This is a genomic window from Exiguobacterium sp. N5, from assembly GCF_025842465.1.
Taxonomy (GTDB): Bacteria; Bacillota; Bacilli; order Exiguobacteriales; family Exiguobacteriaceae; genus Exiguobacterium; species Exiguobacterium profundum.
Genome location: NZ_JAPAEP010000001.1, coordinates 1,955,629 through 1,981,248, shown reverse-complemented (window position 1 = coordinate 1,981,248; position 25,620 = coordinate 1,955,629). Strand labels below are relative to the sequence as shown.

26 protein-coding genes are annotated in these 25,620 nt (G+C 48.1%); 17 read left to right on the top strand and 9 right to left on the bottom strand.

Annotation, left to right across the window (positions count from 1 at the left end; translation table 11 throughout):
* The first annotated feature begins 119 nt into the window (after nt 1-119).
* Entirely contained in the window at nt 120-305 is a 186-nt protein-coding gene (locus tag OKS35_RS10225; RefSeq protein WP_148209475.1) for a hypothetical protein, read from the top strand.
* Nucleotides 306-390: 85 nt separating this feature from the next.
* A complete protein-coding gene (locus tag OKS35_RS10220; protein WP_264093001.1) occupies nt 391-1,191 on the top strand; it encodes an HAD family hydrolase in 801 nt (266 codons plus the stop codon).
* On the opposite strand, the gene OKS35_RS10215 is transcribed toward OKS35_RS10220, so the two are convergent.
* Together OKS35_RS10215 and OKS35_RS10210 are read right to left on the bottom strand one after the other, a co-directional pair.
* Nucleotides 1,137-1,442 (bottom strand): RNA polymerase sigma factor, encoded by a 306-nt coding sequence (locus OKS35_RS10215; RefSeq protein ID WP_074035485.1) that lies wholly within the window; start codon nt 1,440-1,442, stop codon nt 1,137-1,139. The two genes, OKS35_RS10220 and OKS35_RS10215, sit on opposite strands and share 55 nt — an antisense overlap.
* Before the next feature lie 155 nt (nt 1,443-1,597).
* Complete coding sequence (locus OKS35_RS10210) at nt 1,598-1,813, bottom strand: hypothetical protein (protein WP_012727536.1); 216 nt, start codon at nt 1,811-1,813, stop codon at nt 1,598-1,600.
* 121 nt (nt 1,814-1,934) lie between these two features.
* Here OKS35_RS10210 and OKS35_RS10205 point away from each other — a divergent pair, with 121 nt between their 5' ends.
* The 4 genes from OKS35_RS10205 (at nt 1,935) to OKS35_RS10190 (ending at nt 4,415) form a co-directional block, all read left to right on the top strand.
* Entirely contained in the window at nt 1,935-2,168 is a 234-nt protein-coding gene (locus tag OKS35_RS10205; protein WP_264093000.1) for a WYL domain-containing protein, read from the top strand.
* The gene (locus OKS35_RS10200; RefSeq protein ID WP_047794766.1) at nt 2,165-2,365 is read left to right on the top strand and encodes a hypothetical protein; all 201 of its coding nucleotides are present in this window, start codon (nt 2,165-2,167) and stop codon (nt 2,363-2,365) included. Before OKS35_RS10205 ends, OKS35_RS10200 begins: the two co-directional genes overlap by 4 nt.
* A gap of 151 nt (nt 2,366-2,516) precedes the next feature.
* On the top strand, nt 2,517-3,974 hold the full coding sequence (locus OKS35_RS10195) for a UDP-N-acetylmuramoyl-L-alanyl-D-glutamate--2,6-diaminopimelate ligase (RefSeq protein ID WP_074035489.1): 1,458 nt from the start codon (nt 2,517-2,519) through the stop codon (nt 3,972-3,974).
* A gap of 96 nt (nt 3,975-4,070) precedes the next feature.
* Nucleotides 4,071-4,415 (top strand): general stress protein, encoded by a 345-nt coding sequence (locus OKS35_RS10190; RefSeq protein ID WP_264092999.1) that lies wholly within the window; start codon nt 4,071-4,073, stop codon nt 4,413-4,415.
* A 67-nt stretch (nt 4,416-4,482) separates the two neighbouring features.
* Here OKS35_RS10190 and OKS35_RS10185 read toward each other — a convergent pair whose 3' ends face one another.
* Entirely contained in the window at nt 4,483-5,475 is a 993-nt protein-coding gene (locus tag OKS35_RS10185) for an MDR family oxidoreductase (RefSeq protein ID WP_159563073.1), read from the bottom strand.
* A 143-nt stretch (nt 5,476-5,618) separates the two neighbouring features.
* Here OKS35_RS10185 and OKS35_RS10180 point away from each other — a divergent pair, with 143 nt between their 5' ends.
* Nucleotides 5,619-6,041, top strand: a complete 423-nt coding sequence (locus OKS35_RS10180) for a hypothetical protein (protein WP_012727530.1) — start codon at nt 5,619-5,621, stop codon at nt 6,039-6,041.
* An 18-nt stretch (nt 6,042-6,059) separates the two neighbouring features.
* Here OKS35_RS10180 and OKS35_RS10175 read toward each other — a convergent pair whose 3' ends face one another.
* From OKS35_RS10175 to OKS35_RS10160, 4 genes are all read right to left on the bottom strand, one after another.
* Nucleotides 6,060-6,269, bottom strand: coding sequence for a hypothetical protein (locus OKS35_RS10175; RefSeq protein WP_012727529.1), 210 nt, complete (start codon nt 6,267-6,269; stop codon nt 6,060-6,062).
* Nucleotides 6,270-6,351: 82 nt separating this feature from the next.
* Nucleotides 6,352-7,059 carry an SDR family NAD(P)-dependent oxidoreductase gene (locus OKS35_RS10170; protein WP_264092998.1) on the bottom strand — a complete coding sequence of 236 codons (708 nt, stop codon included), beginning with the start codon at nt 7,057-7,059 and terminating at the stop codon, nt 6,352-6,354.
* 11 nt (nt 7,060-7,070) lie between these two features.
* On the bottom strand, nt 7,071-7,460 hold the full coding sequence (locus tag OKS35_RS10165; RefSeq protein ID WP_074035497.1) for a GNAT family N-acetyltransferase: 390 nt from the start codon (nt 7,458-7,460) through the stop codon (nt 7,071-7,073).
* Nucleotides 7,457-8,473: a serine hydrolase domain-containing protein gene (locus tag OKS35_RS10160; protein WP_264092997.1), complete on the bottom strand. Its 1,017-nt coding sequence runs from the start codon at nt 8,471-8,473 to the stop codon at nt 7,457-7,459. The genes OKS35_RS10165 and OKS35_RS10160 overlap by 4 nt, the downstream gene beginning before the upstream one ends.
* Nucleotides 8,474-8,645: 172 nt before the next feature.
* On the opposite strand from OKS35_RS10160, the gene OKS35_RS10155 reads away from it, so the two are divergent.
* Entirely contained in the window at nt 8,646-9,545 is a 900-nt protein-coding gene (locus OKS35_RS10155) for a GGDEF domain-containing protein (protein WP_264092996.1), read from the top strand.
* Nucleotides 9,546-9,565: 20 nt separating this feature from the next.
* On the opposite strand, the gene OKS35_RS10150 is transcribed toward OKS35_RS10155, so the two are convergent.
* On the bottom strand, nt 9,566-11,344 hold the full coding sequence (locus OKS35_RS10150; RefSeq protein WP_264092995.1) for a solute:sodium symporter family transporter: 1,779 nt from the start codon (nt 11,342-11,344) through the stop codon (nt 9,566-9,568).
* Between the two features lie 182 nt (nt 11,345-11,526).
* Between OKS35_RS10150 and OKS35_RS10145 the strand changes: the two genes are divergently transcribed.
* Entirely contained in the window at nt 11,527-12,156 is a 630-nt protein-coding gene (locus OKS35_RS10145) for a hypothetical protein (protein WP_264092993.1), read from the top strand.
* 55 nt (nt 12,157-12,211) lie between these two features.
* On the opposite strand, the gene mgtE is transcribed toward OKS35_RS10145, so the two are convergent.
* Nucleotides 12,212-13,570, bottom strand: a complete 1,359-nt coding sequence (gene mgtE, locus OKS35_RS10140; RefSeq protein WP_264092992.1) for a magnesium transporter — start codon at nt 13,568-13,570, stop codon at nt 12,212-12,214.
* Nucleotides 13,571-13,891: 321 nt separating this feature from the next.
* Here mgtE and arcA point away from each other — a divergent pair, with 321 nt between their 5' ends.
* The 8 genes from arcA to cydC all read left to right on the top strand — a co-directional run bounded on the left by arcA (nt 13,892) and on the right by cydC (nt 25,550).
* Nucleotides 13,892-15,121 (top strand): arginine deiminase, encoded by a 1,230-nt coding sequence (gene arcA, locus OKS35_RS10135; RefSeq protein WP_074037869.1) that lies wholly within the window; start codon nt 13,892-13,894, stop codon nt 15,119-15,121.
* Nucleotides 15,122-15,142: 21 nt separating this feature from the next.
* Nucleotides 15,143-16,171 (top strand): ornithine carbamoyltransferase, encoded by a 1,029-nt coding sequence (gene argF, locus OKS35_RS10130; RefSeq protein ID WP_264092991.1) that lies wholly within the window; start codon nt 15,143-15,145, stop codon nt 16,169-16,171.
* A 52-nt stretch (nt 16,172-16,223) separates the two neighbouring features.
* The gene (gene arcD, locus OKS35_RS10125; protein ID WP_012727520.1) at nt 16,224-17,699 is read left to right on the top strand and encodes an arginine-ornithine antiporter; all 1,476 of its coding nucleotides are present in this window, start codon (nt 16,224-16,226) and stop codon (nt 17,697-17,699) included.
* A gap of 14 nt (nt 17,700-17,713) precedes the next feature.
* Nucleotides 17,714-18,676, top strand: coding sequence for a carbamate kinase (gene arcC, locus OKS35_RS10120; RefSeq protein WP_196431357.1), 963 nt, complete (start codon nt 17,714-17,716; stop codon nt 18,674-18,676).
* 163 nt (nt 18,677-18,839) lie between these two features.
* Nucleotides 18,840-21,182 carry a TIM-barrel domain-containing protein gene (locus tag OKS35_RS10115; protein ID WP_413815715.1) on the top strand — a complete coding sequence of 781 codons (2,343 nt, stop codon included), beginning with the start codon at nt 18,840-18,842 and terminating at the stop codon, nt 21,180-21,182.
* Nucleotides 21,183-21,298: 116 nt separating this feature from the next.
* Nucleotides 21,299-21,988, top strand: coding sequence for a Crp/Fnr family transcriptional regulator (locus tag OKS35_RS10110; protein ID WP_264092989.1), 690 nt, complete (start codon nt 21,299-21,301; stop codon nt 21,986-21,988).
* A gap of 122 nt (nt 21,989-22,110) precedes the next feature.
* On the top strand, nt 22,111-23,835 hold the full coding sequence (cydD, locus tag OKS35_RS10105; RefSeq protein ID WP_264092988.1) for a thiol reductant ABC exporter subunit CydD: 1,725 nt from the start codon (nt 22,111-22,113) through the stop codon (nt 23,833-23,835).
* Nucleotides 23,832-25,550, top strand: coding sequence for a thiol reductant ABC exporter subunit CydC (cydC, locus tag OKS35_RS10100; protein WP_264092987.1), 1,719 nt, complete (start codon nt 23,832-23,834; stop codon nt 25,548-25,550). The genes cydD and cydC overlap by 4 nt, the downstream gene beginning before the upstream one ends.
* The last annotated feature ends 70 nt before the right edge of the window (nt 25,551-25,620 follow it).

Genomic DNA, 25,620 nt, shown 5'->3' with positions numbered 1-25,620 from the left:
CCTTTGCGCAGAAGGGATGTCCCTTGTATTGATCTAACGTATAAAATCGAAAAATGGATGCCTATTTTGTGTGACTATTTATTGAACATGTCACTGCTTGATCCGGAAGCTTCGAATAGATGAATAATCTTAATTTCTCTGAAAGCTGGTACGTGATGAAGCTTAGTCCAATCGCCGTCATCAGCATCAAGCCAATCGCAGTTAAGGGAGAGCTCATCGTCGTCCATAAGAAGTATGTGCGAATGCCAAAAAGAAAAGCAAATACAATAAAAAATCCGGTAATCAAGCTACTCATTTGGCAATAAGCTCGAGAGATTCGTGAAATCATAAGATGCCTCCTTTGTTTCATTGTACTATAGGAGGAAGAGAAAACGATAAGGAGACGATATCATGAAGCGATTTACGAATGAGGGACACATCCTCATATGTTTTGATTTTGATGAGACCTACTTTCCTCATGCATGTACACCGGAACAATTGGCATCCGTTCGTCGGCTCGAAGATTTTTTGGAACAATATTCCCATCGATTGTCAACGATGTGGGTGACAGGTAGTTCACTCAAATCGCTACGTGAAAAAGTTGAACAGGCAAACCTTCGCTTTTGGCCTCACCGTATCGCTTCAAGTTTAGGTACGGAATTGTATCATATTGACGTAGACGGAACGTTTTCTTTAGAAGAATCCTATCAAGCGTTATTCCCGAGTGATTTTATATCTCGTGTGGAACGTGTTGCGTCACAGATTGAACAGATGCGGATTGAACTAGAAGCGCAACCGGGTTTTGGGACGAGTCCTTGGATCCGTAGCTATTACATCCGTGACCAAATCGGGTCTTGGAGCGAAACGCTTCGCATGCTAGCTGATAAAGAAGGTATTGCTGTCAACATCAGCCAATGCAATCCGCAAGCGGGTGATCCGATGGATGCATGGGATATTGATTTTTATCCAATCCCTGCCGGAAAAGAATCCAGTGTTCGATATGTATGCACCACTGTTTCCTTCTTACGCAAAGAAACATATGCGTTCGGCGACAGTGGGAATGACCTTGGGATGTTAGCGCATGTAGGAAAAGGCTATTTAGTGAGCAATGCGACCGAACAGGCAAAACAGATGTATCCGGAGATGACAACAAAACCTTATGCAGAAGGGATTTTAGAAGTATTGGAATCTGATTTGTCCTCTTTCATATAGTGCATGATTTCCTCTAATGAACGGATGAGGGTCGCACGAATCGTTTCGGAATGTGGATTGAAGTGAAGACGTTGTTGCCAAATCCGACAAAATAAATCGGTCAAGGCCGCCTCTGCAGTTGCAGGATGGTCATTCAGATGAAGCGCATATCGATAAAGTAGTTTTTCATAGCGTGAGTATAAATGTTCTAAGGCTTGGCGATTTTTAAGACGAATTTGATCGACCAGGCGTTCATCGAGTGTAGGAAGCATATGCAACTCCTTTCGTATGGAATGAAGGTTTCAACGATAAAAGAATCAGGAACTTTACTCAGATAAAGCATCCTCTCTGTTCTTTCACTCATTTGCTCCCATTTAAACCAAGGAATATGAAGAATTGCGGTCGAATATGCATGCCCCTCAACGATTCAAAAAGTGTGATAACAATTCGGACAAGTTTGTGCGTCTCCCGGCGCGCGTTTGAATGATGTTTTACACTTCGGACAAGTGACGGTTTCACTCTGTTGATTGAACAAACTGCCACGATTGAATAAAATGTTGCGAAGGTTTGGTAACGCGAGCGCAGCGAAAATCATTGCCCCGAATAAAAAGGCAGCCAAGATCAGTAATAATACATAAGTCATCGGTTTTTTCCTCTCTCATTTGATTTCCTTCATCATAATCGAAATTTGAATCAGCGAACAGCTTATCAATAGAAATAGGAACAAATGTTCTGTATAATGAAAATAAAGGAGGGAAAACAGGATGAGAGAAGAATTGTTACGATGGATGCGTTCGGGACAAGTCACAGAAATGGTGTATGTCGATCGATATGGGACATTTTCAGAGCGGCGGGTCAAACTGATTAAAGTGCAAGGAGAGTACGTGGTGGCATGGGATTTGAATAAACAAGCGAGACGAACGTTTCGAATCGAGCAAGTTCTTGCCTGTCTTCCCATCAACGAACGATTTAGAAAGCGAAAGGCGGAGATTGGATGATTGCCTTACCAACGTTAGCAGCGCCAGCTAAAAGGGCACTAGTCGCTAAAGGAATCGAGTCTCTGCATGAATTGTGTCCCTATACACGCCGTGAGGTTGCGAGTTGGCATGGAATCGGACCGAATGCCCTTTTTGTCCTTGAGGCGGAGCTACTAAAATACAATTTAGCATTCAAAATGGAGGAACCTAGTACGTGAGTGCAACGTCTAGGTTTTTTTTGTGAAGTGATTGCTTTTCTTTGAAAACGGGAAGTAATATATTTGTCATCTCAATTGCCGTTAAAATCTAGTAACATGACGATAAGGTTTTATGAACCTAGCGACACCCATGAGAAAGGACGTACACAGCATGAGAACGAAACGTTTATCCGCCATTTTACAAAATGAGATGGATGACATTTTTGATCCATGGGTGACCGGAGTCGAAACCGATTCCAGAAAGGTCAGTTCAGGGAATGTCTTTATTTGCATTCGCGGTTATACGGTTGACGGTCATAAGTTCGCGGAGGACGCCGTCGCCAACGGTGCGAGTGCGGTCATCTCAGAATATCCACTCGATCTCGATGTTCCGAATGTGGTTGTTGCCGATACGAAACAGACGGCAGGAGAGGTTGCGAGTGTATTTTATGATCACCCCTCTCATCGGATGCGTATATACGGTGTGACAGGAACGAATGGAAAAACTACGACGGCGACATTGACTTATGATTTGTTGCGTCTTTCAGGACGTCGTGTCGGAATCGTTAGTACGATTGGCGCGCGTTTTCATAATCAAACGGTTGAGACTGCCAATACGACACCAGAAGCCGTCGTCTTACATCGCATCTTAGCAGAGATGGTCGATGCAGGCGTCACGGATTGCGTACTCGAGGTATCATCGCATGCCTTAATGGAAGGTCGCGTAGCGGGAATACACTTTCATGCTGCTGCGTTTACGAATTTGACGCATGATCATTTAGACTATCATCGTTCGATGGATGAGTATGCCCGGGCCAAAGCGCGATTGTTTGAACAGGTGGAAGTGACGAATGGTGAGGCGATTGTGTTAAATGCGGAAGATCCGGCTAGTCATGTCATGGCTGAGTTTGCGCCGACACGTCAAGCCATTATGTATAGTACAAAAGAGGACATCGAGGCCGACATCCAAGTGATTTGGCGTGAAGAAACGGTACTCGTCAGGATGAAGGAGTTCAAGCTCGAAGTGCCCGTCCGATTCATGGGGGCGTTCAACGCAGCGAACTTAGCGGCGGCCATCGGACTTGTGTCGACTTCGGATATGGCGCTACGGACCATCGTTTCAAATGTTCCAGGACTCACCTTGCCAAAAGGGCGGTTGGAACGTTTAGCTACAGAGGATGCCGAGATATATATCGACTATGCTCATACACCAGACGGGCTAGAGAAATGTTTGTCTACATTGCAACAAGACGACCGTGCACTTGTCGTCGTGTTAAGTGCGGCAGGAGACCGAGATCCCACGAAACGTCAAGATATGGGACGAATCGCAAGCCGCTATTCAAACGAGGTGATTGTCACCGTACATGATGTCCGCATGGAAGACCCGAAACAAATCATTCGTGACTTAGTAAAAGGAATCCAACCGGATGTGAAGTATGTGACGTTTGAAGCAAGGGAAGAAGCCCTGCGCCATGCGGCCACGCAAGCGTTAGAAGGAAAGCGTGTCGTGGTCGTTGGGAAAGGACATGACCACATCGAACGGATTGGTCGCCAGTCGATTCCATTCAATGAATCGAACATTTTATTAGAAGAATTGAAAAAGCGAAAAGGGCAGGAACCTGCCGTTTAACAAAACGATGACGTTTGTCATCGTTTTTTAATGTGTGAAGAACAGGAAGGAAGGTAATAACTAATAATGTAGTAGAATTGAAGGAGGAGAATAGACATGTCAGTTTTGTACAAAGAATTTACAAATGATGAAGAAGTCGTTACCGCCGTTCAATCGATGAAAACAAATGGGATTGATGAATCTAACATCTACGTCATCACACATGACGATGATCGAAGTAAGCGTGTCGCGGACAATGCCGATGCGAACACCGTCTCAGCAAGTGACGTCGGTTTGGGGACAGCTGCCAAAAACGTGTTCCGCAAAAAAGGAGATGAACTGCGAGCCGATTTTCAGGAGCTCGGCTTCACAAAAGAAGAATCAGAGCGTCTCGAAGAAAAGTTAGATCAAGGGAAGGTACTCGTTGTCGTGAAAGACGCACCTACCGGATTCACCATTTGATTTCACACCATGGAGAATAGAGAGGAAAGAGGCTGAATCGTGAGTGATTCAGCCTCTTTTCATGTGCTTAGCGAAGGCGGACGACGGTACGACCGCTCAATTCGCCACGCATCATCGCCTCGGCGTGACGAGGGACGTCGTGTAACGGAATCTCATGGATCATCTCGTTGAGAACTTTCGGATCGATGAGTTCTTCGAGGCGTTCCCATGCGTTCGTACGACGAACCATGGGTTGCATGACCGAATCGATGCCGATGAGCTTCACGCCGCGTAAAATAAACGGATAAACGCTCGTCGGCAACTCGGCGCCTCCGACGAGACCGCATGCGGCGACAGCACCTTCATATCGTATCTGGCTCAAGATGTTGGCGAGTGTATTTCCACCGACCGAATCGATAGCGGCATCGAAGCGTTGCTTGGCAAGGGGACGGGCAGGTCCTTCTAATTCGCTTCGATCGATGATCGTCTCGACACCGAGTGAGCGTAAGTATGGTGAATCTGTTTTACCAGTGGAGGCGACGACATGGTAGCCGAGGCGACGAAGCAACGTAATCGCGAAGCTTCCGACACCACCTGTCGCTCCTGTGACGAGCACTTCTTCGCCTGGACGCACACCAGCGTGTTCGAGTGCATCAATGGAAAGCATGGCGGTGAGTCCTGGTGTTCCGATGGCGATTGCATCTCGCATGCTCATTCCTTTAGGTAACTTCACGAGCCATTTCCCCGGTACTTGCGCATACTGGCTAAATCCACCGAAATGCCGTTCCCCAATCCCGAAACCAGTGGCAATCACCTCATCGCCAACTTTGATGTCGAGGTGGTCTGATTCGACGACAGTTCCAACGAATTCGCATCCCGGAATGAACGGATAGCGATTGACGATTTTTCCTGAAGTCGTCAATCCGAGCGCGTCTTTATAATTCAATGCGGAATAGTGGACTTCGACTAAGACGTTTCCATCCTCTTCTTTCGGAAGGACGTCGGCGTTCACTTCTTTTACTTCGGCATGAAGGCGTTCCTCGTGTTGGTCTAGCACGAGTGCTTGGAATGATTCATTCATCTGCTTAACCTCTTTTCCTATAGATGTCCTCACTCTAACAGTCTTTCCCTGGCAAAATGAAATATATGCACGAATCTTTAGGGGGAAACGGGTAGAGAGTGGTACAATAAAGGGGATTCAAATTGCGTAAGGAGGAATGTAGTATGCGGCACGATGACTATGAGTTTGACGATGTAGAAGTAGAAGAAGGCGAATTGTTCAACGTATACGATATTCTCCCACCAGACGGGACGATCCTGGAGATGGCGACAGCTGAGGAAATGGTTCGAGCGGCCGAATTAGAAGCGAAGCATCATGCGCTCCAACGGCTCCAAGATTCAAACTTCCAGTTAACAGGCGTGTCGTTCAAAGAACTTCTGACAGAATTTGAACAGTATGAGCAAGAGTCAATGGAGTTCTGGACAGGTGTTTATAACCGATTACGCATTCCTTGGGCGTGGACGATTCGAATCGATGTGGCCAATGGTCCGATTCACGTCGTGAACGATCGCGATATCTTTATCGATGAAGACGACTTCGAAGAATATGATGTTGATGATTTATTAGAGGAATACGAAGAAGATTGAATCAAAAACGTCTTTCCCTCATTCAGATGGGAAAGACGTTTTTTTGTCGTGGAGCAGGTCGTGACGGATTCGGCTGAGTTCAGTCGCCCCAAATAATAATCCGACACTACATAAAATTGAAACACCACTCACCATCGCCCCGACGACAGCGGTATCACCAATCATTGTGAACGACATTGTGAGGCTAAACAGTCCAAATAGCAGTAATCCTCCAGCAATGGTTTTCATAAAATTCACCCTTTCACGTATCTATGCATGTAGTGTAGACGGTTTGACGAGAGAAGGGTGTTTCTTTTTTTGACCTGGTAAATTATTTGATTAAGTCGTAAATCGAATAGGTCTTGCCATTTTCTAGAGGACGGTCAATCAACTGTTCAGCAAATATACGAGCGACCGTTTCAGGAGAACGGAGTCGTCCTTCTGTTTCGTATGCACGGAATTGTTCAAGGTCAGCGAACGCCTCTTTCGAGGAAGAACGAATCTCCGCCTGCATCGACGTATCCATCACACCTGGATTGAATAGAGCTGCACGATGTGAGGTTCCTTCTAGCTCTAGTGCAAGCGTCTCCGTGAAATGATTGAGTCCTGCTTTCGTGCCACAATATGCGCTCCAACCTGAGATCGGACGTTTGGCCGCGCCAGAGGTCACATGAATCAAATCGGTCGGCTTGTTGAAAGCGAGGACCGCATTCGCCAATAGCATCGGCGCAAGCAGGTTGGCGTGGACATGAGCGGTCACTTTCTCACCATCTAATTGTCCGACACGATGAATCGGTTCAATCCATGCTGCATTTTGAACGAGCAAAACCGAATCAGCCCGCTCTAGAAATGGTGTGATCTCCCGAATGACTGCATCAATCCCCGAGACGTTTGATAGGTCGACTGATCGTTGCTGATACGTAACGTCTTCCGCCTGTGAGCGAGAGAGCCCGACCACCTCGTAATCTCTAGCTTGTAGTTCCTGAGCGATGGAACGGCCGAGACCACGCGATGCGCCTGTGATGAGAGCAAGTTTCATATACATTCCTCCTATTCGTGAATCGTTTTCCGAAAACCGTAGAACGGACGAAACCGTAATTTCTCGTAATATGTGTGGGAATTTTGACTTGCGAGCATCTCAAGCCGTGTGTCTGGATAAAGTGTATGGACGTGTTGGAGTAACTGTTCGCCAAGACCACGTCTACGATATGTAGAAGCGACCAACAGTTCACAAACATACAAACTGACTGTCGTATCAGTCAATCCGCGCAAATAAGCGACAATCTTTCCATTTTCAGACTCCATCACATAGGTGACGTTTGATTGACGCCATGCCTCACGGGTCAACGCGTCACGTTCTACCAATTGGCTCCAACCTTCATCGCGATTAAGTTGTTGAATCGAGTCAAAGTCTGATTCCATATAAGTACGAATGTTCATTCAATCCGTTCTCCAATCTGCATTTCAATCTGTTTCATGACGTCGAACGCCCCATCTGATTGATTTGAACAAATGACCGAGATGGTATCGATTTCTGGATAGTAACCAGAATGGAAACTGACACCAGGGTCATAGCCCATCACGTGATATTTATAGACATCTCCCGATGCGTGATGTTGAATCCAAAGTCCGTATCCATAACTCCCGCCGCGGTCATTAACCGTCACGTGTGGTGTCAAAAGAAGCGACGTAGAAGCGGTATCAAGAAGCTGATGTGAAAACAGTGATTTCCAAAATTTGGTCATGTCTTGAGCGGTCACATACGCGCCACCATCTGCTCCTCCTTTGATTGGAATGGCATATTGGTTTGTACGCCATGTGCCGTCCAAGTGGTCAATATAACCGAGTGCTGTTCTAGAAGGCAAGGCATCGAGTGAAAAGTATCCAGAATCAATCATACCAGCAGGATGAAAAATCGATTGTTCGACATAGTCGGTGAAAGATTGCCCGGTCACATCTTCTACAATCAACCCTAACAGAATATATCCTGCATTATTGTAGGAGAATCGAGAACCCGGTTCGTCTTTCATAGATTTTTGTTGAAACAACGGTAAAAAATCACGTAACTGTTGAAGCCGATACATCGGGATATCACGCCATAGCGCTTCAAAGTCATCAGAGACGGATTCATCAAAATAGTCAGGGATTCCTGATGTGTGCGTCAACAACTGATGTACGGTGACGTTTGGTGACAGATGAGTTAAGGCAAATGTTTGAAATGAGTCAAGCGAGGTGGAAAAGGATAGTTTCCCTTGCTCGACTAACTGGCAAATCGCGATTGCTGTAAACAGCTTGCAACCGGACGCAATTCCGAACCGTGTCATCACGTCATGTTGAATCTGTTCTGAGCGATTCGCATAGCCGTAAGACTGGTGGATTGATCCATTTCGATTGGTGAGCAAATAGACACCCGAAAATGTCTCGTCAATCGATGGATGTGTGAAATGTGGCATGAGAAACCTCCATGTATTGAGTGATTCAATAAGTCGACTATATCATGTCCATCACAATCTCTCTAAAATTTACTCAATTTTCAAAAAAACATTTACCAAATAACAGGAATTGAGACAGGTGTCTGACCTCGAACGTGGTACGATATGGGCGAACAGAGAGGAAGTGGATTCAATGACGTTATTCTTCTGGGGGATACTCGTTGGATTTTTAATTGCCTTGTGGCTATATAAACGTCCACAGCCACATTCACAGTCTCTTTCGTTTATGCATTTCGGAAATCAAACGAAAGATGTCATTTACATTTTTGAAACGAAACCGACGTGGCGTTTCCGATACATCAGTCCTTCTTTAGATTTATATCTCGGAGACGGGACGGTGATGCAAAGTTATTCAGATGCACAAGAGTGTTTTCGGAGAATCCACCCGGACGATCGACGACTATTACTCGATAAAGTGGCGGGACGCGTCAATTATGAAGAAGCGATTCTTCAACGATGGCGCACGAATGACGGCGCTTACGTATGGTTCGAGGAATATACGACGCCAATCTATGAGAATGGTGAAATCGTAGCGGTTCAAGGTGTGATTCGGAACATCGAAGCAGCCATGACCGAGCGTGAACGTCTCATGTATGAAAGTCGCCACGATAGCTTGACCGGTGTCTTCAATCGTCGGGCGTTTGAAGACACGATTGCTCAAGCAGAAAATGCGTGTAACGTCGGAATCATCGTGCTGGATGTGAACGATTTGAAAGTCGTAAACGACATGGAAGGGCATTCTGCTGGTGACGATTTGTTGAAACGGGTCGGGAAGATTCTTCAGGGAATTGAATCATCCGTGTATCGTTTAGGGGGAGATGAGTTCGTCTTGTTTCTAGAGATGATGCCTCGCGATGCATGTGAACGAATGGTTCGTCAAATCGAAGCGGCTTGTCAAAAAGAATCGATTTCTGTCGCCATCGGGTTGGCGTGGGCATCATGTCCAGAAACGATTGAGGCGCTTTGGCAACGTGCGGACGATGCCATGTATGAACGGAAGCGACAACAAAAAGTAGACCTCTTTGACGTGTAAGTTCAAGGAGGTCTATTGGTTTAGCTGCTTTGTTCTTCTACATCGGACGGCTCTTCACCCAAATTGTTTAGATAGCGTTCATAACGAGAAATACCATAGCGGTAAGATGCCCAGATGAGCCCGGACGTTATGACGACAAGTCCCACTGTCAGTGGAGCAAACCATCCGGAAACGATGCCGTTCGCATAAGCGAGTCCGATTGGCGAGAAGACAAGGTAAACGAAAATCATCGAAGCGACGAGTAAAATGGATGTCGAAAGGGCATGACGCCACGGTTTGACTCGTCCTAGTTCGATTCGAATCGGATTCGCTTGAAGCATCGGCCGTACACGCGCAAAGACAAGCATGATCCCCGTCTCGATGACGAAGAGGATTCCGTAAATATGGATAAAGTTGATGCCGATTTCGACGCCAAACCATTGTTTCGTCCCCCATACGAGGAAATAGTAAGCGATAACGTGGAAAAAGACGACGGTCTTCGCGGCGATTGGCGGCACACGTTTAACAAGCATCCCGATTAAAACGATGACGAGAATCGGGATGTTGAAGAAACCGGTGAAGCGACGAATCAAGTCCCACAAGCCATCTGGCGCATACATAAGATTCGGGGCGACAAAGAACGAGACGAGTGCAACGAACGTCCCAAACCATTTGCTGACGCGAATCAAATCTTGGTCAGAAGCATCCGGTTTAAACTTCGGTTTGTAAATGTCGAGTACGAAGAGCGTCGCGATACTATTCAAGAGCGAGTTGAACGAGCTGAATACGGCACCGAGCAAGACGGCGAGGAAAAAGCCCATGAGCCACATCGGTAACAGCTCGGCAATCAAACTCGGATAAGCGAGGTCTGCCTTCTCGACGTTCGACCCGTACAAGTGAAACGCGATGACGCCAGGTAACAACATGAAGATTGGAACGAGTAATTTCAAGTAGCCGGTAAAGAGAACGCCTTTTTGTCCTTCCGCTAAGTTTTTTGCACCGAGGGCCCGTTGAATCACGTATTGATTCAGTGCCCAATAGAACAAGTTCGCAAAAATCATTCCGGTGAAAATGGAGAGAAACGGGACCGAGTCGTTAGCGGAACCGATGGCGTTCAACTTTTCGGGATTCGTCGTCGCAATCGTCTTCATCCCGTCCAATAAATTCCCGTCCCCTAGTGCGAGAAAGCCTAGTGTCGGAACGAGGAATCCAATGATGATGAGTCCGATCCCGTTCAACGTGTCCGATACGGCAACGGCACGAAGACCTCCGAAGATGGCATAAATCGCCCCGATAATCCCAATGAACCAAACGACGAGCCAAAGGGACTGCTCAAAGCTGATGCCGAGAAGGGCCGGCACATCGAACAGTTGCAGGACGGCCAATCCACCTGAGTACAGCATAGATGGAATCGTGACGCACATGTATCCGAGTAAAAACAATAGGACGGTCAATCGACGAACGTCCTCGTCATAGCGTTGACTTAAAAATTCAGGAATGGTCGAAATTCCGATGCCAAGAAAACGTGGCAACAAAAAGAGCGCCATGATGATGGCAGCGATACCGGCCGTCACTTCCCATGCCATCGCTGACATGTTGCCGGCGAACGATTGGCCATTTAAGCCAATCAATTGTTCCGCTGACAAGTTGGTCAACAGGAGCGATCCCGCGATGAAGACACCCGTTAAACCGCGACCAGCCAAGAAGTAATCGTCGGCGCTTTCGACTTTTCCTCTCGTCATGCGATACGAGACGTAAGCGACGAGCGCCATGAACAGGGCGCCGGTCACGAGTATGTAGAGTACTTGTTGAAATGTCATGAAATCCCCTCATTCCTTACTTATGTTTTATATGTATTTGTAGGAAATACCCTAAATCATAAGAAGGTAGTCCTATTGTTTTGATCGAATTATGCAGAAACCATAAACTTGGGGACGATTGCGTACTTGTCGTAAGGGAGTAGAAAATCGATGAGGATGGATGGAGCAATGGGAGGGACCTCGTGAAGAAGTGGATGATTGGAATGATATCTGTTGCAGTGATAGCAGGTTATATCATGTTTAGCGAAATGCTGAAGGAAGAAAACACGAGTGATTTGGCTGTGACCGAAAGCTTCCGACACATAGACGATTTAGCTACACGCTCGCCGATTGTCATCGTCGGCAAAGTGAGCAGTGCTCCCAAACCGTTTACACATCAATCGGTCACATTCTTTGAATCACACATTCAAGTGCAGCGTGTCTATCGAGACGTGAATGGTCAACTGAAGTCAGCCGATACGATCACCCTTTTACAAAATGATATGGAAGAAGACCCGCTCGTCAAACGAGACGAGACCGTTTTACTGTATTTACAAAGATATGAAGGACCCGTGATGGAGAACGCATATCGGATTGTCGGTCTACAACAAGGATATTTCAAAGTGAATCGGACGGGGACTCTAACTTCGGTAGGAGAATCCAATCTTTATCAAAAAAGCGGGCTCAGTGCGGACTTGAGCAAACTAGAGGCATTATTGAAAGACCATCCTTATGTGGCAGAAAAAAACGATGTAATGACGGATGAGGAAATCGAGGCTTTTAATGAAAATGAAGAGCGTTTGTTTGAGGAGTCTCAACAACATGACGAGTAAAAGCGGCGCTGACAACATCAGCACCGCTTTTTATAATCGGATTTTCTTTCGAATGTCATAAAAACTGGAGCATGGACGTCGCAACCGTGAAGTAGATGATGAGCCCTAGATTGTCCATCAATGTCGTGATGAACGGTCCAGAGGCAACAGCGGGGTCTAACTTCAGGCGATTGATGAGAAGCGGGACAATCGTTCCAATCATCGTAGCGACACTGAGTGCAGCAAAGATAGAAACTCCGACAATGAAGCCAATCAGCATATTGTCGTATAGCAGCGTGATGACGCCAAAAATGACAATCATACACGCAATCCCTAAGATGATGCCGGTTCCGAGTTCGCGTCGAATCATCTTCATAACGTTCTTTCGATTGATGGTCCCGAGTGCAATTGAGCGCACAGCGACGACGAGTGATTGCGTGGCTGCGTTCCCGGCAGAGCCCATGACAAGTGGCATGAAGACAGCGAGAAGCACAATCGTTTCAAGGGTGTCTTCGAAACCGCCAATCGTCGAAGCTGTAATCATGCCGAGAAACATGAGGCTGACAATCCAAGGGGCACGTTTTTTCGCTGCTTCAAGCGGGCTCATGTTGATATCAGACGAACCCTTTGTCGCGGAGAGTTCTTCAAAGTCTTCGGTCGTTTCGCGCTCGATGACGTCTAATACATCATCGACCGTGATGATGCCAAGTAGCTTTTGCTGATCATCGATAACGGGAAGGGCCAACAAATCGTACTTCTGGACAATCCTGGCCAAGTCTTCCTGGTCGGTCATGACGTTTGCCGAGATGACGCGGAACCCCATGATGTCTTCAATTTTCGCCTCGAGTGGTGCGACAATCAAATCACGTAAGGAGACAACACCAACCAGTTGGTGCGCTTGGTCGACCACATATAGGTAATAAATCGTTTCGGCATCTGGTCCGAGTTCACGCAACTCTTCAAGGGTCAGTCCGACCGTCTTATCAGCTTGAAGGACGACGAACTCGGTCGTCATGAGCGATCCAGCCGTTTCCTCCGGATATTGCATCAAGTCTTTGACTTCTTTTTCCTCGATATCATCCATCTGCTCAAATAGCGTGTCCATGAACGCATCGGGTAGTTCCCGCATCAAGTCGGCCGCGTTGTCCGAATACATTTCATTCAAGATTCGGACGGCATACGGTTGGGGTGTTTCTTGGATGAATGTACATTGCTCTTCTAACGTCAGCTTTTCAAATAGATCGGTGAATACCTCGGGGGAGATGGTTCGATACACGAACGACCGCTCATCTTGAGTCAGTTCGATAAAATGATCCGCCTGTTCACCCGGGTGGAGGGAGAGAAAGAGGTCTTGAAAATCGACCGGGTCTCCCTTTTGAATCAATGTGCGAAGTGCTGCTTCATGTTCGTTGTATTCCGTTTCTTCAATTTTCATATGCTCACATCCTGATCTCTCACGTTTTCAATTTATTTTACGGTGAATTAAAAAAGTTTCTGCTTTTTTTAGGGCGATGCTATACATCAGCCATACATCTTATTTCCCCTTGTCATCGTCCTGATTTCTGGGGCATTGTTTGTTCATTCACATGAGTGAACATTTATTCATATCGATGCGGAATCGGCAACAGATGGACTGTCGGATTAGACATTCGCAAATTTGGTAAAGTGATAAGGTAAGGGTAGTCACACACCCGAATCACAAGGAGGAAGCGAGATGATCTCAATGACGAATCAACCGATTTCACAAGATACGACGCTGAAACATCCGATTCATGTGTATTCAGAAATTGGAGAATTAAAAACGGTATTACTGAAGCGACCGGGTCGGGAGTTAGAGAACCTTACCCCGGAATATTTAGAGCGCCTCTTGTTCGATGATATTCCCCATTTACCGGTCATTCAAAAAGAGCACGATTATTTTGCGAGTGCGCTTCAAAATCGTGGTGTGGAAGTCCTTTATCTCGAGAAACTGATGGCTGAGACATTGTCACTCCCTGGTGTGCGCGAAAAGTTTGTTGCGGATATCTTATCGGAGTCAAAATCAAATATCAACGGTTCTTACGAAACATTAAAAGAGTATTTGCTCGATTTTGATAATGAAATGTTGATTGAGACGGTGATGGCCGGTATCCGTAAATCGGAAATCAAGCCGGAAAAACGTCGACATCTGCATGAAATGATTGAAGATACGTACCCCTTCTTTTTGGACCCAATGCCAAACCTCTACTTTACACGAGACCCGGCCGCTGCAATCGGTAACGGACTCTCCATCAACCGCATGAAAGAACCGGCACGTCGCCGCGAATCACTCTTCACGCAATACATTATGCGCTATCACCCACGCTTTGCGAAACACGATGTTCCCATCTGGTCGGACCGAGATTATCGGTTTGCGATGGAAGGGGGAGACGAACTCGTCTTGTCGAAAGAAGTCGTCGCCATCGGTATCTCGGAACGAACGACCGCGCAAGGCATCGAACGTGTCGCCCTCAACCTACTCAAGCATGGAGACAGCTTCAAAAAAGTCATCGCCATCGAAATTCCAAAATCACGCGCCTTCATGCACCTTGATACCGTCTTCACGATGGTCGATCATGATAAATTTACCATCCATCCGTTCATTCAAGGACCGGAAGGGAAGATGAACATTTTCGAGCTCACGCTAAACGCGGAAGGTGAACTTCAGATTGCCCAGCACTCGGATTTGTTGAAGGTGTTAAAAGATGTCCTCGGCTTACAAGAGGCGACGTTGATCCCTTGTGGCGGTGGGGATCCGATTGCGGCAGCCCGCGAACAGTGGAATGATGGATCGAACACGCTCGCCATCGCGCCGGGTGTCGTGGTCACGTATGACCGAAACTATGTCTCGAATGAGTTACTTCGTAAAGAAGGCGTCGAAGTGATCGAAATCATGTCGAGTGAACTATCGCGCGGTCGTGGGGGTCCACGTTGCATGAGCTGTCCGATTATCCGCCAAGACATCTAAATGTGATAAGGAGGAAGCAGTATGTCTACAACGTTCAATTTTGATTTGAAAGGTCGTCATTTTTTATCGCTAAACGAGTTTTCGGGTGAAGAAATCAACTACTTGATCGACTTGTCTGCTGCATTCAAACGTCAGAAAAAACAAGGTGTTCCACATCGGATTTGTGAAGGTAAAAACATTGCCTTACTCTTTGAAAAACCATCGACACGGACGCGTTGTGCGTTCACTGTCGCTGCCATCGATTTAGGGATGCACCCTGAATATTTAGGCAAGAATGATATTCAATTCGGGAAGAAGGAATCGGTACGTGATACCGCGATCGTTCTTGGACGCATGTTTGATGGCATTCAGTTCCGTGGCTTCGCTCATGAGACGGTCGAAGGTCTTGCAAAAGACGCCGGCGTACCGGTGTGGAACGGTTTGACCGACTTGTATCATCCAACCCAAATCTTGGCCGACTTTTTGACGGTAAAAGAGCAAAAAGGAGAACTTGCCGGAATTAAATTTGTGTACGTAGGTGACGGACGGAACAACATGGGAAACACGTTGTTGATCGGTGGTGCAAAAGTTGGGATGGATATGCGAATCTGTGCGCCGAAATCGCTCTGGCCATCTGACGAGATCGTGAACTATGCGAAGTCGGTCGCCATTGAAACAGGGGCTGTGATCACCTTGACAGAGAGCATTGAGGAAGCGATGGACCAAGCCGACGTCGTTTACACCGATGTCTGGGTATCGATGGGCGAGGAAGCGGCGTTCGCAGAACGAATCGAACTGTTGCGACCGTATCAAGTGAACATGGACATGCTTCAAAAGAGTGGCAATCCGGACATCATGTTCTTACATTGCCTTCCGGCATTCCACGACTTAGAAACGGAGGTCGGGCGGGCGATTCATGAGCAATATGGGTTGATTGAAATGGAAGTGACCGACGAAGTATTCCGTAGCCGTCATTCGTTCGTATTTGATGAGGCAGAAAACCGGATGCATACCATCAAGGCGGTGATGGCAGCGACGCTCACGGAGACACGCGAATGGCTTGATCGTTGACGAGGAGGGGGTTTCCCCTCCTGCTTCAAAATAAGCGAAAGGGATGAGTAGAATGTCTACGAAGTTGGAGCATGACTCAGGTGGTTCGGCTGGAGTACATCCTGAAAAGAAAGATAAGCGGTTAGGTCTCGGAGCGTTGACGGCACTTGTCGTCGGGTCGATGATTGGCGGTGGCGCCTTTAACTTGGCTGCCGATTTGGCGCAAGGTGCGAATGCGGGTGCCATTCTTATTGGTTGGGTCATCACAGGAATCGGGATTATCGCGCTCGGTCTCAGTTTTCAAAATTTGACGATGCGTCGTCCAGATCTCGATGGTGGCGTATACAGCTATGCACGGGCAGGTTTTGGATCGTTCGTCGGATTTAACTCGGCATGGGGATATTGGTTGTCTGCCTGGCTTGGAAACGTGGCGTATGCCACACTGCTGTTCAGTTCGGTCGGTTATTTCTTCCCGATTTTTGAAGGGGGACAGAATATCGCGTCGATTATTGGCGCATCGATTATGCTTTGGCTCGTGCATACACTCATCTTACGTGGGGTACATGAGGCATCGATGATCAACATCGTCACGACGATTGCCAAGCTCGTCCCAATTTTTGCATTCATTACGATTACCTTGTTCTTCTTTAATCTCGAAAACTTCACCTTCGATTTTTGGGGACAAGGCGGCTTCTCATGGGGAAGTGTTCGTGACCAAGTCGTTTCGACGATGCTCGTGACACTTTGGGTCTTTATCGGTGTGGAAGGGGCCGTCGTGCTATCTGGCCGTGCTCGGAAACGTTCGGACGTCGGGAAAGCAACCGTTATTGGGCTACTTGGAACGCTCGTCATTTATTTGCTCATTTCTATCATGTCGCTCGGTCTCATGACTCCCGAAAATGTAGCGAACGCCTCGCAACCAGCGATGGCATATTTGCTCGAGTCGGCCGTCGGTCCGTGGGGTGCGATGCTCATCAACGGGGGACTCGTCATCTCTGTCCTTGGCGCATGGCTCGGTTGGACGCTGTTAGCGGCAGAAATCCCATTCGTTGCCGCCAAAGATGGAGTCTTCCCGAAATGGTTCACGAAAGAGAATCAAAATCAAGCTCCTGTCAATGCCCTTTGGCTAACGAATGGGTTGATTCAGCTCTTCCTCTTCACATTCTTGATTTCAGATGCCGCATATAACTTTGCCTTTTCTCTCGCTTCGAGTGCGATTTTGATCCCATACGTGTTCTCGGCCTTTTACCAAGTGAAAGTGGCGAAGAACGGAATCGGATACAGTTCCGGTGAACGAAAAACACGCGATTTAGCGATTGGATTGGTCGCTTCCGTTTATGGACTATGGCTCATATACGCCGCTGGAATCGATTATTTACTTCTCACTACACTTTTATATGCACCGGGAACCCTTCTCTACATGAAGGCACAACGTGAAAATGGCATCAAGTCACTCACTAAAACGGAATGGATGGTCGCCGGTGTGTTGACCGCACTGGCCATCTTCGCAGTCGTACGCATACTATCGGGTAATATCTCAGTCATTTGATCGGGGGTATGGATATGGAGAAAAAACGTGTGGTCATCGCCTTAGGCGGGAATGCGATTCAGCAAGGCAAAGATGCGACAGCCGAAGCACAAATACAGGCAGTTGAGGCAACGGCGGAATCTCTCGCTGCACTCATCGCTGAAGGAGTCGAGGTCATCATCACGCATGGTAACGGTCCGCAAGTTGGAAACCTGATGTTGCAACAAGCCGCATCAGACAGTCCAGCCACACCAGCGATGCCGCTTGATGTCTGTGGTGCGATGACGCAAGGGATGATTGGATATTGGTTTGAAAACGCATTGACCAAAGCACTGCGTGCACGTGGCCTTGAACAGCATGTGGCCTCACTCGTGACACGAAGCATTGTCGATCCGAACGATAGTGCGTTTCATCATCCGACTAAGCCAATCGGTCCATTTTATACGGAAGACGAGGCACTTCATCTCGAACGGACGACGGGTTATGTCTTCAAAGAAGACGCAGGACGGGGATATCGTCGTGTCGTCCCGAGTCCGATCCCTATGAAAATCGCCGAACACACCGTCATTCGAACACTCGTTGAAGCTGGGCACATCGTTGTCGCTTCCGGTGGCGGTGGCATTCCGGTTATGGAGACAGCGGATGGATACGTCGGCATCGAGGCAGTGATTGATAAAGATTTCGCGGCTGCAAAACTGGCTGACCTCGTCAACGCAGATGTGTTACTCATTTTGACGGCTGTCGAACATGTGTATGTCAATTTTGGGCAGCCAGATGAGATGGCACTTCAAGAAACGTCGAAAGAACAGATGGAGACCTATATCGCTGAAGGGCAGTTTGCACCAGGTAGTATGTTGCCGAAAGTAAGAGCGGCGCTTCAGTTTGCCGAATCCGGTACGAACCGTGTCGCCATCATCACGTCGCTCGATCAGGCTTTAGCAGCCATTGACGGGGAAGCGGGCACACGTGTCCGCCTGGCTCCATCGCTCCAACAATAAGAATGTGTCGCAGACGTGAAGCGTTTGCGACTTTTTTTGTTTTCTGCCCGGATTCAAGGGGAAGGAATGTTGTATGCCAAAAATGAGATTGCTATCATATTCAGTGTAAACGTTTGCACTAATTTCAGGAAGGAAGTGACGGAGAGCGGAATCGCTCGAATGTATGCGCCTATTCGAAGAAAATCATGTGTACCAGTCGTGGATGAGACCAAAAGCAAGAGAAGAAGCAATCGTACAAGGGAGCTGCTATCGCTTCACCGTATTGACGAGTCAGTTGATTCGAATGGAATATGCGGAGGACGGTGTCTTTGAAGACCGTGCCACCCAAGTAGTATGGAATCGGGAATTTGACGTTCCGCAATTCCGAGTGATTGAAGATGAAACAGAACTCCAAATCATCACAGAACATGTCCATTTGTATTATACGAAAGGTCCGTTCGCACCGAACACGCTCTACGTAGACGTGAAAGGGAACTTTAGCACGTATTATAGCCGTTACATGTTCAACGGTCCGGAGCGGACGCTGAAAGGGACGGCGCGGACACTCGACCATGTGGACGGGGCGACGGAGTTAGAAGAAGGGATCCTCTCCAAACAAGGATATGCGATCATTGATGATTCATCCTCATTTTTGATGACGGATGATCGCTTCGTCGAGCCGAGACGAAAAGGAATTCATGATATTTACTACTTTGGGTATGGCCATGACTATAAACAGGCACTTCGAGACTTTTACACGTTGACGGGTCCGACGCCGATGCTTCCTCGTAAAGCGCTCGGGAACTGGTGGAGCCGATACTGGCGATACGACGAAAAAGAGTATAAGACGTTAATGCGCCGTTTCAAGTCAGAAGATGTCCCGTTCTCGGTCAGTGTCATCGATATGGACTGGCACGTGACGGACATCCCCGAAGAGTACGGGAGTGGATGGACGGGCTATTCGTGGAACAAAAACTTGTTTCCCGAACCGAAACGTTTCCTCAACTGGTTAAAGGATGAGGGAATGATGGTAACGTTGAACCTGCATCCCGCGGACGGTGTCCGTGCGTTTGAAGATCAGTACGTGGCGATGGCCGAGGCTATGGGCGTCGATCCGGAATCGGGGGACCGAATCCCGTTCGATTTTTCGGACAAACGATTCATTCAAGCGTACTTCGAACAAATGCACCATCCACATGAGGCAGACGGCGTTGATTTTTGGTGGATCGACTGGCAACAAGGGTCGACCTCGAAGATGGAAGGACTCGACCCGTTATGGATGCTGAATCATTATCATGCCATCGACATCGCCCGTGACGGTAAGCGTCCGCTCATTTTCTCTCGTTACGCAGGACCAGGGAGCCACCGTTACCCGGTCGGATTCTCAGGAGACACGATCATCTCGTGGGCTTCGCTCGCCTTCCAGCCGTATTTTACAGCGACAGCGACAAACATCGGTTACGGTTGGTGGAGTCACGATATCGGAGGCCATCATCGTGGGAAAAAAGACGATGAGCTCGCCGCGCGTTGGGTCGCATACGGGGTATTCAGTCCAATCATGCGCCTCCACTCGACGTTCAGCACATTCAACGGGAAAGAGCCTTGGCGTTTCGGGATCGAAGCCGAACAGTCGATGAAGCGATTCTTACGTCTGCGTCACGAGCTCATTCCTTATCTATACACGATGAATTATCGTAACCATGCCGATGCGTTACCGCTCGTGCTGCCGATGTATATCGAACATCCCGATGACGAAGCAGCTTATCAAGCACCGAATCAGTTTTATTTTGGCAGCGAACTCATTGTGTCTCCAATTGTCACGCCGATGGACCGAAAGCTCCACGTCGCCGGAACGAATGTCTGGCTACCGAAAGGAGAATGGTTTGACTTCTTCACAGGACATCGTTACGAAGGCGACAAGTCGATTCGTGTGTTCCGTGGACTCGATGGACAACCAGTCTTCGCCAAAGCGGGTGCCATCGTTCCCCTTATGCCGCATCAACCGCATGAGAACGAGACGGGGAACCCGAGCGAGCTAGAAGTACTCGTCTTTCCAGGTGCCTCGAACACGTTCACGATGTATGAAGATGACGGGGAAAGCCGCGATTATGAGACAGGTGCCTCACTTGAAACGACGTTCACGCTCGATTGGGAAGCGCGGACGCTTCGCATCGAGATGTCAGGAGACCTGACCCTCGTTCCGGCGAATCGGACATTGACCGTTCTTGTTCGAGGCGTTGTCGGGGAAGGGGACTATGACGCTGAGACGCAGACGTTACACATCCCGATTGGTGAATTGAAGCAGGAGCAGACGGTGACGCTCCCCGTCGATGTGACACAGAACGCCCATCGACTTGATCGTCTCTATCGATTCTTAGATCGCGCGGAAATCGCCTACGATTTGAAAGATCGGTTGTACCAGATGGCGACGACGAAGACGCGTCTCGAGGCCTGGCTGTTTGACCTCCATGCGTTAGAACTCGATCGAGATTTGCAAGACGCCCTATTAGAACTGATGTTGGACTGAAAAGGGGGGAGACCCCCTTTTGTCATGTCAGAAAACTGTCGGATTTTGAAAGCGGTATCATTTTGAATCCATTTATACTTAAGGTAGGGGATTTAACTAGAAATGAGGGGATACAGATGCGACATAAGTGGACGATTGATGATTTACGGCAGTTGACACTGTTTGCGAACTGTTCGAGTCGAGCGCTTGAACAGCTCGTCCCGCACGTCTATTGCCGAACGTATCGAAAAGGACAGCTCCTGTTCATGGAAGGAGACCCGCGAGAGCGCGTGTATTTCTTAATGAGTGGATACATCAGACTTGAACGGATGAACGAGCATGCGACGCATCAATATGCGGACTACGTGAAGCCCAAACAGTTCTTTCCGTACAATGGTTTGTTCACGGAGGAAGACTACCGTCATACGGCAGAAGCGGTGACGGATATTGACGTCATCTATATCCCGACCGACCGATTCGAGCGGTTTGTATCCACACAGTCGAACATGCTGCTCTATATCATCGGACAGATGAATCGTATTTTAGATTTACATGAACGACGTGTCCAAGAAATTATTACCCCGAGCGCGAAAGAACGTGTACTCAATACCATCCATTTTTTGATTGAAGATTTAGGGGAGCCGGACGAGCAGGGGGTACGTGTCCGCTGTCCGTTCACGGCGATGGAACTATCTCGTCTATCCGGAACTTCCCGGGAGACGGTTTCTACGATTTTAGCGAAGCTTCGCAAAGAAGACGTGCTTCGAATGGACGCGCACCAACTTGTGATTGAGCATCCTGAATATTTTGATCAAGACTTCGATTGACGCCGCTCGGGAGAGGGCGTCTTTTACATGTCGGAACGAGCGGAGCGTTCGCTTCAAGACGTAGCATATTGTATAATTAGTGATGAATCTCACAAAGCAATCGGATTGTGAATAGAGAAAGGATGAATGCAGTGAAACGACTGCAAGCCCTTGCGTTCGCCGAGCGAGGTCACATCATTGGACTGGTATTGTCTGCGGTCATGATTGGACTATCGATTTTGGCGCAAGCGTATTTAATCGTCGACATTGTCGACCGAATCTTTTTAAAAGATGAATCATTTGAAGCCGTCATTCCGGCGTTACTTTGGCTCGTCATCGCCCTATTGGCACGAGCACTTTTTGGATACGTCTCCGGGCGAATCGGGGCGAGTTTATCGGAAAAAGCGAAACGGGCGTTACGTCTGCAATTGCTAGATCGCTATGCCACGAGCCCGGTCGAGTCCTCTTTGACGGGACAATCTGGGAAGAAGGTCAGTGTGTTCATGGATGCTGTTGACGAGGTTGACGCCTACTTCAGTCAATATTGGCCACAAGTGATTCAAACCTCGATTATCCCGCTTCTGATTTTGGTTGTCGTCTTCAGCCAACATTGGATTTCAGGTGTCATCATGATGGTGACGGCACCGTTTATCCCTTTGTTCTTTATTATCATTGGGATTGCGACACAGAAAAAATCTGAGGAACAGATGGAGAAGATGAATCAATTTTCCGGAAAGTTTTTGGATGTCTTACAGGGTTTGACGACACTTAAACTCTACAACCGGACCGAACAGGAAGCGAAAGCGATTGAGAAGAGCAGTCTCGACTTTCGGGATGCGACGATGGTCGTCTTAAAGACGGCATTCTTATCTGGCCTTATGCTGGAATTCATTTCGATGCTCAGTACCGGTGTCGTGGCACTGGAAGTCGCGCTACAGATGGTCGTTTGGGAGAACTTGACGTTCTTCTCTGGCTTCTTGATTCTTGTGTTGGCACCAGAGTATTACTTGGCCATCAAAGACCTGGGCAGCGCCTTTCATACGGGACGTGGCAGTATGGGCGCAGCAGACCGGATCTTTGACGTATTAGACGCCCCGGATGATCGCATTCAGTGGGGGACGAAGTCGCTTGGTTCACGGAAGCCGGATCTTGAGCTTGAAGAGATATCGTTTGAGTACGCTGGTGGACGCTTTTCCCTTCAGCCATTGAGTGGTCGCATCTCGTCGGGCACCCACCTCGCGTTAGTTGGTGCGAGCGGTTCCGGGAAGACGACTGTCCTCAACGTGATTTCAGGACTTTTGCAGGTAAAATCAGGTCGTGTTCTCGTAGATGGTGAACCTTTGCATACGTATGACGAATCTACCTGGTATGGAAATATTGCATATATCTCTCAAAATCCGTATCTGTTCGCCGGGACACTCGCCGAAAACATTGCCTTAGGTGAGGTGGCTGACGAACATGCGTTACTCGAAGCAGCCGAGGCAGCTGGACTATCCGAGGTGATTGACCAGTTGCCGAACGGGATCTGGACAGAACTTGGAGAAGGTGGATTTGGACTATCCGGTGGGGAACGGCAGCGCCTTGCACTCGCACGTGCTTTCTTTAAGCGACCTGGTATTTTATTGTTTGATGAACCGACGACCGGTCTCGATTTGAAAACAGAGCGGATTGTCAGACGCTCGATTGAAGAGCTGTCAAAAGGTGCAACGTTAATCACGGTTGCGCATCGTCTGCATACAATCAAAGAGGCAGACACGATTTGGTTCATGGATGACGGGAAGCGAATCGCAGAAGGGACGCATGAAGTGTTACTCGCTGTCCCAGAGTATGCGGAGTTGTTTGCACTTCAGAAAGGGGTGAGCCGATGAACTCGCTTTGGACGATTACAAAATGGATGATGCGCGAAAAGAAAGACATCCTCCTCTCCATCTTCTTTGGATACGCAGCAGGGATTGCGGCGGTCGCCCTCTTCGCGGCAAGTGGCTATCTCGTATCACGCGCCGGGCTCGTCCCGCCCCTGTATGCGTTGATGGTACCCGTCGTCTTGATTAAACTGTTCGGTGTCATCCGGGCAGGAAGCCGTTATCGGGAACGTCTCGCATCGCACCGAGCAACGTTTACGATTTTGAGTGAGTTGCGCGTCCGGTTCTATCGTCAGTTAGAGCCGCTCGTTCCGTCCATCTTTGCGAAATATCGGAGTGGGGATTTGCTCGCACGCGTCGTCGGGGACGTCGAGAGTCTTCAAAACTACTTTCTTCGCGTGTTTTATCCGCCAATCATTCTCTTACTCGTCTTTTTGAGCACCATCTTCTTTGTTACCTTTTACTCGTTTGCGGTCAGTCTATGGATCTTGTTTGGTGTACTCATCACGGGGTTCTTGATCCCGCTCGGATTTGCACGAATCCGCGCCCGTCACGATGAGACGATTCGTGGATTGCGCGGAGATGTGTCGATTCAATTGACAGAGATGTTGTTCGGATACCGGGATTTAAAACTTCATCACCAACTCGATCGCACGAAACAAGCTGTCTATTCGTACAGTGAACGTTACATGGAGGCGGAGCGGAAAGACACAACGAATCAATTCTTTAATTCTGCGCTCGTTGTTGCCGCTTCCTTACTCGTCTCATGGGGCGTCTTGGCCATCGGTGCGTATCAGGTGGTAAATGGAGACCTGAACGGGTTGTTCTTGGCAATGCTGATCATGATGTCGCTCACAGCGTTTGAGAATACGACGCCGATGGCCGTGTTCCCCGGTCACTTTGCAGACAGTAAGCAAGCAGCAGATCGTTTGTTTGAAGTGACGGAGCCGAGTGAAACGATTGAGGAGCGTGAGGCGAAACGTCATGATGTGACGTTTACGGCCGCACCGTCTATTTCATTTGATCATATTCGCTATCGCTATCCAGACACGTATCGAGATGTGATAGATGAGGTAACGTTACACATACCGAGCGGTTCGAAGACGGTAATCGTCGGACCGAGCGGGTCAGGGAAGTCGACGTTACTTCAACTGGTAATGGCTTTCGTTCGGACGGAAGACGGCACGATTCGGTTGGATGATTACAATATGAACGATGTCAAACAAACATCTATTTGGCAACATGCAAGTGTTGTCTTGCAAGACAATCATTTCTTTTACGGAACCGTACGGGAAAACCTGGCGTTAGCCGGTGACTTCACAGATGAAGCGATGAACGTAGCACTTGAGCGCGTCCGTTTGTCATTCTCGCTAGACGAACCGGTCCTGGAGAAAGGGGCAAACTTGTCAGGTGGAGAACGTCAACGCCTCGCCATCGCACGGGCACTTCTTAAAAACGGACTTCTTTGGTTGCTTGATGAACCGACATCGGCACTCGATGCAGGAACAGAGGCCCATGTCTTTTCTGAATTGCTACAGCAAGCCGGAGGGGGCACACTCATTCTTGTCAGTCACCGTTTGACGGGTCTCGAAACGTTTGATCAGATTATCGTCATGGAAGCTGGACGGATCGTCGAGGTCGGTTCTTATGAGGAATTGATGACGAAACGTGGCATGTTCTATGAATTGAAACAAATCGAACAAGAAGTGTTCGCATCATGAAAAAGACGAGCAGCCCCGTCGGTGGGCTGCTCGTCTTGTTTATGGCAAATATGGGTGCAACAAATGGGGG